The sequence below is a fragment of the Dietzia sp. SYD-A1 genome (genome assembly GCF_015356725.1).
Lineage (GTDB): Bacteria > Actinomycetota > Actinomycetes > Mycobacteriales > Mycobacteriaceae > Dietzia.
In genome coordinates, this window is the sequence record NZ_JADDKI010000111.1 from 1 (window position 1) to 6,003 (window position 6,003).

The following is a 6,003-nucleotide window of genomic DNA, read 5'->3' on the forward strand; positions in this document are numbered from 1 at the left end:
GCGCGCCGGACCGGCTGGTGTCACCGGACCCGGCCGGGCTCGTCACGGCCGCCGCCGCGGACCTCCTCAACGGAGTGGCCCCCGCCCCTCTCGAGCCTCTCTACCTGCGCCGTCCGGATGCCGTACCGCCCCGCCGGGTGGAACCGTCGCCCGCCCTGCGGGGCACCGAACCCGGAGGGCCACGGGGGTGAGCGGCCGGGTACCGGAGAAGACCGACGTGGACGACGTCGTCTACGACCAGTTGGTCGCGGGCGACGCGATGCGATGCGCGGACCTCGAGCGCGTGCTCTTTCGCGGTGACGGACCGTGGTCGGCCGCGGCGTTCCTGTCCGAGATCGGTGCCGGGCACACCACCTGTCTCGCCGCCCGTACCGAGGACGTGGTGGTCGGTTACGCCGTGCTGGCGGCGCTCGGGCGGGAGGGGGACCGGGAGTTCGAGGTCCACACCATCGGCGTCGATCCCGCCTATCGGGGCCGGGGGATCGGACGTACCCTGCTGCGCCTGCTGCTCGACGTGGCGGATGCCGAGGCGGCTCCCGTCCTCCTGGACGTGCGCACCGACAACGTCCCGGCCCGCACGCTCTACGAGGCCCACGGCTTCGAGGTGGTGGGGCTGCGGCCCCGGTATTACCGTCCGAGCATGGCCGACGCGTACCTGATGGTGCGTCCGGCGCGCGGCGGACCCGACGAGCGAGGGGGTGGCAACCCGTGAGGACCGTACTGGGGATCGAGAGCTCGTGTGACGAGACGGGTGTGGCGATCGCGCGAATCCACGACGACGGGCGCGCGGAACTGCTCTCCGACGTGGTGGCCTCGTCGATGTCCGAGCACGCGCGGTTCGGTGGGGTGGTACCCGAGATCGCCTCCCGCGCGCACCTCGAGGCACTCGTGCCCACCGTGCGCGCGGCGCTCGCCGAGGCGGGGGTGGACCGTCCCGACGCCGTTGCCGCGACCATCGGCCCCGGACTGTCCGGTGCCCTGTTGGTGGGATCCGCGGCGGCCAAGGCCTACGCCGCCGCGTGGGGCACGCCGTTCTACGCGGTCAACCACCTGGTGGGACACGTCGCCGTGGCCGGGTTCGACGGTGGACCACTCGAGGAGTGCGTGGCGCTGCTGGTCTCCGGTGGGCACACCCAACTGCTGCACGTGCGGTCCCTCACCGAACCGGTGGTCGAGCTCGGGTCGACGGTGGACGACGCGGCGGGGGAGGCCTACGACAAGGTCGCGAGGCTGCTGGGGTTGGGATACCCGGGCGGGCCGGTGATCGATCGTCTCGCGGCGTCCGGGGACGGCGCGGCCATACCGTTCCCGCGCGGCATGACCGGACCCCGGGACGCCCGCCACGACTTCTCCTTCTCCGGTCTCAAGACCTCGGTCGCGCGTCGGATCGAGGCCGCCGAGCGTGACGGGTCCCAGCTCGAGGTGGCCGACGTCGCCGCGTCCTTCCAGGAGGCGGTGGCGGACGTGCTCACCATGAAGGCGGTGCGGGCCTGCACCGACCTGGGCGTGGGGACCCTGCTCGTCGGCGGCGGTGTGGCGGCGAACTCCCGGCTTCGCGAACTGGCGGCGCAGAGGTGCGCGGCGGCCGGCATCCGCCTGCGGGTACCCCGGCCGCGGTTGTGCACGGACAACGGCGCGATGGTCGTCGCGGTGGCGTCAGCACTCCTCGCCGCCGGCGCCGAGCCCAGTTCCCTGACCGTCGCCGCGGATCCCGGGCTCACGGTCGGGGTGACGCAGGTGGGGTGAGGAGTCCCGCGCCCGGAGGGAACGGGGAGTCGCGCGGGTCAGAAGCCGAGTAGCGCGAAGCCGTACCCGGTGAGCATCATCATGCCGGAGATCAGCAGGGCGATCACGAACAGCCACAGGTATCCCACCGCGAGGGCAGTGAGGGCGAGACCGCGCCCGGCCTGACCGGTCCGACGGATCCTCGCCAGGGCGAGATGGCCGAGTACCACCGACACCAGGGCGAAGACCGGGGGCAGCAGGGGCACGAAGAGTCCGAGGAAGGACCCGAAGACCACGTTTCCCACCGCCACCACGATCGCGGCGAGTGCCGTCCCGTTGACCTCGGCAGGGCCGGCCTCGGAATCGCGTGCGTGGTTGCCCGGATCGCGTCCACCGGGCGCGCCCGCGTCACCGGAGGGGGTACGGGACATGGGCGTCGACTCCTCGCGGGGTGGCGGGACCTCCCGCTGATCGTACGCGGGGGCCGCGCACACGTCCGTGTCCGGAACCTGGTGTGTTGTGTCGTACGGTGTTCGCCCTCGGCGAACTCGGTCGGATCGTGCACCCGGGACACTTGAGTGCTGGCACTCGCACATATAGAGTGCCAATAGGCATGGACCCGGCCGCGTCACCCGCGACGACGCCACCCGGAGCCCCGCCCCCCTGAGCACACCAGCCATCTACACACGGAGGATCCATCGTGGCGATCAAGCCGCTTGAGGACAAGATTCTCGTCGAGGCCACCGCTGCCGAGACCACCACGGCGTCCGGCCTCGTCATCCCGGACACCGCCAAGGAGAAGCCCCAGGAGGGCACCGTCGTCGCGGTCGGCAAGGGCCGCTTCGACGAGGACGGCGACCGCATCCCCATGGACATCAAGGAGGGTGACAAGGTCATCTACTCCAAGTACGGCGGGACCGAGATCAAGTACGAGGGCAAGGAGTACCTGATCCTCTCCTCGCGCGACGTTCTCGCGGTCATCGACTGACGTGAGCTCGTAACCCCCGCCCCGGTGGCGCCGGCCAGTGTCCGGCCCGCCGGGGCGGAGGTGTCTCACCGGTGTCTCGCCGTGGTCTCACGCAGAACGATCCGTCCGTCCCGAACACCCTCTTCCTTCCAGGAGTCCCATCCATGTCCAAGTTGATAGCGTTCGACGAGGAGGCCCGTAAGGGCATGCTCGCCGGTGTCGACCAACTCGCCGACACAGTCAAGGTCACCCTCGGCCCCAAGGGCCGGCACGTCGTGCTGGCCAAGGCGTTCGGTGGTCCGACCGTCACCAACGACGGTGTCTCCATCGCCCGCGAGATCGAGCTCTCCGAGCCGTTCGCGAACCTCGGCGCCCAGCTGGTCAAGAGTGTCGCCACCAAGACCAACGACGTCGCCGGCGACGGTACGACCACCGCGACCGTGCTCGCCCAGGCGCTCATCCGTGAGGGGCTGCGCAACGTGGCCGCCGGGTCCAACCCGATGGCCATGGGCAAGGGCATCGAGAAGGCCTCGGCCGCCGTCGTGGAGTTCCTCAAGTCCGCCGCCACCCCGGTGTCGGGGTCCGAGGGCGTGGCGCAGGTCGCCACGGTGTCCTCGCGTGACCCCGAGGTCGGTCGCATGGTCGCCGAGGCCATGGACGCCGTCGGCGTCAACGGCGTCGTGTCGGTCGAGGAGTCCCAGGGCCTGCACACCGAGGTCTCCGTGACCGAGGGCATCGCCTTCGACAAGGGCTACCTCAGCCCCTACTTCGTCACCGATCCCGACGAGCAGAAGGCCATCTACGAGGACGTCCTGATCCTCCTGCACCGCGAGAAGATCAGCTCCCTCCCGGACCTGCTCCCGCTGCTGGAGAAGGTCGCCGAGACCGGCAAGCCGCTGCTCGTGGTGGCCGAGGACGTCGACGGCGAGGCCCTGTCGACGCTTGTCGTCAACTCGATCCGCAAGACCATCAAGGTCGTCGCGATCAAGGCCCCCTACTTCGGGGACCGGCGCAAGGCCTTCCAGGACGACCTCGCGATCGTCACCAAGGGGCAGGTCGTCAGCCCGGACCTGGGCATGAAGCTGTCCGACTGCGGGCTCGAGGTCCTCGGCCACGCCCGACGTGTGACCGTCTCCAAGGACGAGACCATCATCGTCGACGGTGACGGCGACCAGGCCGACGTCGACGCCCGGGTGGCGCAGCTGCGCCGCGAAGCCGAGGCCACCGACTCCGACTGGGACCGCGAGAAGCTCGAGGAGCGGATCGCCAAGCTCGCCGGTGGCGTCGCGGTGATCCGGGTCGGCGCGGCCACCGAGACGGAGCTCACCGAGCGCAAGCTCCGTGTCGAGGACGCGGTCAACTCGGCCAAGGCCGCCGTCGAGGAGGGTGTGATCGCCGGTGGTGGTTCCGTGCTCGTCCAGGCGGCCGCCGCGCTCACCCGTCTCTCGGCAGGCATCTCCGACCCCGATGAGGTCGTCGGGGTGAACGTGGTCCGCAAGGCGCTGTCGGCTCCGCTGTTCTGGATCGCCGCCAACGCCGGCGAGGACGGTTCCGTCGTGGTCAGCAAGGTTTCCGACCTCGGGCCGCGGGACGGTTTCAACGCCGCCACCGGCGAGTACGGTGACCTGGTCTCGGCGGGCGTCATCGACCCGGTGAAGGTGACCCACTCCGCCGTCGTCAACGCCTGCTCCGTCGCGCGGATGGTCCTGACCACCGAGACCGCGATCGTGGACAAGCCCGAGGAGGAGGCGCCCGGCGGGCACTCGCACGCCGGTCACTCCCACTGACCTCTCCCACACCGGGCCCCGGCTCCCGCATCAGCGGGACCGGGGCCCGGTCGTCGTGGAACGACCGGGGTGTCGTCCCGCTCGGCTCCGAGGGGTTACGCTGGGCCCTCACCGGATGACCTGCCGCACAGGTGCCGTGGAAGTATCCTGTGCCCACGCCCCGCCGGCCGCCACGGTCCGGACCCGACCCCGCGAGCCCGGCGTGCACCCCGACAGAAAGGCCGTGGCCCGTAGCACACCCGTGTAACGAGAGGCCCCCCTAATTCGATGACAGGTACAGCAGACGAGTTGGAGCTCGCCGTCGCCGCCGCGGTCAGAGGAGACCGCACCGCGGCCACCCGGGTGCTCGAACTCGTTCGTCCCGGGGTGGTGCGGTACTGCCGCTCTCGCGTCGGGGGTGCGGAGAGGGTCAACCTTTCTGCTGACGATGTCGCACAGGAGGTGCTGATCGCGGTGCTCTCGGCATTGCCCGGGTACCGGGATCAGGGACGTCCCTTCATGGCATTCGTGTACGGGATCGCGGCACACAAGGTCGCGGACGCGCACCGGGGCGCCGCACGGAACAAGTCGGACCCCGTGGAGTACCTGCCGGAGGTGCTCTCGACGGAGACGGGGCCGGAGGATCACATCCTCGACGGCGAGGTGACCAGGGCGATGAGTCGACTCCTGGACACCCTGCCGGAGAAGCAGCGGGAGATCATCCGGCTGCGGGTGGTGGTAGGACTCTCGGCGGAGGAGACCGCGGAGATCGTGGACAGTACGGCCGGAGCCGTACGCGTGGCCCAACACCGGGCGATGAAGCAGCTCCGGGCGAGGATCGAGCAGGACGGAGAGGAGCGATGGCGATGAACGACGACGATGTCGACCCCGGCACCCGGGACGACGCCGCCTCGCTCGACGGGCACGGTCCGGACACAGAGGCGGTGGAGCGCGACGACCTGCTCCTCGACACCCTCGGGGCGGGCGACCGTCCCACCGACGGCGATGCCCTCGCGACGCTGCTCGCCGACTGGCGGGGGGAGATCGACTCCGCACCCCTGCCCGAGTTGCCGAGCGATGAGGAGATCGGGGTCGCACTCGCGCCCAACGTCTCCCGTCTCTGGCCCCGCCGTGGCTGGGCCAGATCCCATGAACACCACCACGGGCAACGGCCCGCGTTGTGGCAGGCGGTGACCGGGGCGGCGGCGGTGGCGGCCGTGATCGTCGGTGGCCTGTCCGTCGCCGCGCACAGTGCCATGCCGGGGGATCCCCTCTGGGGCGTGTCCAAGACGATCTTCGCCGACCGTGCCGGCGAGGTGGAGCTGGTCAGCGACCTGACCGAGCACCTGGCCGCCGCGGATCTGGCGGCTCGCGAAGGGGATCGTGAGCGGGCCGAGCGTCTCCTCGACGAGGTGTCCGGCCGACTGGACGAGGTCTCGGATGCCTCGGAACGCGTCGAGCTGATGAAGCGTCGCGACGCGATCAGGCGCGACCTGAGCAGGATCACGCCGACCTCGGTGCCGTCCCCCGCGCCCGCCCCGGAAC

The 6,003-nt window shown here is 70.8% G+C and carries 7 protein-coding genes and 1 pseudogene; 7 read left to right on the forward strand and 1 reads right to left on the reverse strand.

Translation table 11 applies throughout. The annotated features are described in order from the left end of the window. The 3 genes and pseudogenes from IY392_RS19115 to tsaD form a co-directional block, all read left to right on the forward strand. Positions 1 to 191, forward strand: a pseudogene (locus tag IY392_RS19115) (tRNA (adenosine(37)-N6)-threonylcarbamoyltransferase complex dimerization subunit type 1 TsaB); the annotation flags it as partial. Further along, the gene (gene rimI, locus IY392_RS05260) at positions 188 to 712 is read left to right on the forward strand and encodes a ribosomal protein S18-alanine N-acetyltransferase (RefSeq protein WP_370446328.1); all 525 of its coding nucleotides are present in this window, start codon (positions 188 to 190) and stop codon (positions 710 to 712) included. The pseudogene IY392_RS19115 and the gene rimI, both read left to right, overlap by 4 nt. Continuing rightward, positions 709 to 1,746, forward strand: a complete 1,038-nt coding sequence (gene tsaD, locus IY392_RS05265; RefSeq protein WP_107755865.1) for a tRNA (adenosine(37)-N6)-threonylcarbamoyltransferase complex transferase subunit TsaD — start codon at positions 709 to 711, stop codon at positions 1,744 to 1,746. Before rimI ends, tsaD begins: the two co-directional genes overlap by 4 nt. Before the next feature lie 38 nt (positions 1,747 to 1,784). On the opposite strand, the gene IY392_RS05270 is transcribed toward tsaD, so the two are convergent. Beyond that, complete coding sequence (locus IY392_RS05270) at positions 1,785 to 2,156, reverse strand: DUF4190 domain-containing protein (RefSeq protein WP_159077983.1); 372 nt, start codon at positions 2,154 to 2,156, stop codon at positions 1,785 to 1,787. Between the two features lie 269 nt (positions 2,157 to 2,425). Between IY392_RS05270 and groES the strand changes: the two genes are divergently transcribed. The 4 genes from groES to IY392_RS05290 all read left to right on the forward strand — a co-directional run. Further along, on the forward strand, positions 2,426 to 2,713 hold the full coding sequence (gene groES / locus IY392_RS05275) for a co-chaperone GroES (RefSeq protein WP_017837219.1): 288 nt from the start codon (positions 2,426 to 2,428) through the stop codon (positions 2,711 to 2,713). 143 nt (positions 2,714 to 2,856) lie between these two features. After that, complete coding sequence (gene groL / locus IY392_RS05280) at positions 2,857 to 4,479, forward strand: chaperonin GroEL (RefSeq protein WP_107755867.1); 1,623 nt, start codon at positions 2,857 to 2,859, stop codon at positions 4,477 to 4,479. A gap of 267 nt (positions 4,480 to 4,746) precedes the next feature. Beyond that, positions 4,747 to 5,328 carry a sigma-70 family RNA polymerase sigma factor gene (locus IY392_RS05285; protein ID WP_107755868.1) on the forward strand — a complete coding sequence of 194 codons (582 nt, stop codon included), beginning with the start codon at positions 4,747 to 4,749 and terminating at the stop codon, positions 5,326 to 5,328. Then, positions 5,325 to 6,003: anti-sigma-D factor RsdA (locus tag IY392_RS05290; protein ID WP_228549056.1), on the forward strand; the 679-nt coding region annotated here is incomplete at its 3' end. The genes IY392_RS05285 and IY392_RS05290, both read left to right, overlap by 4 nt.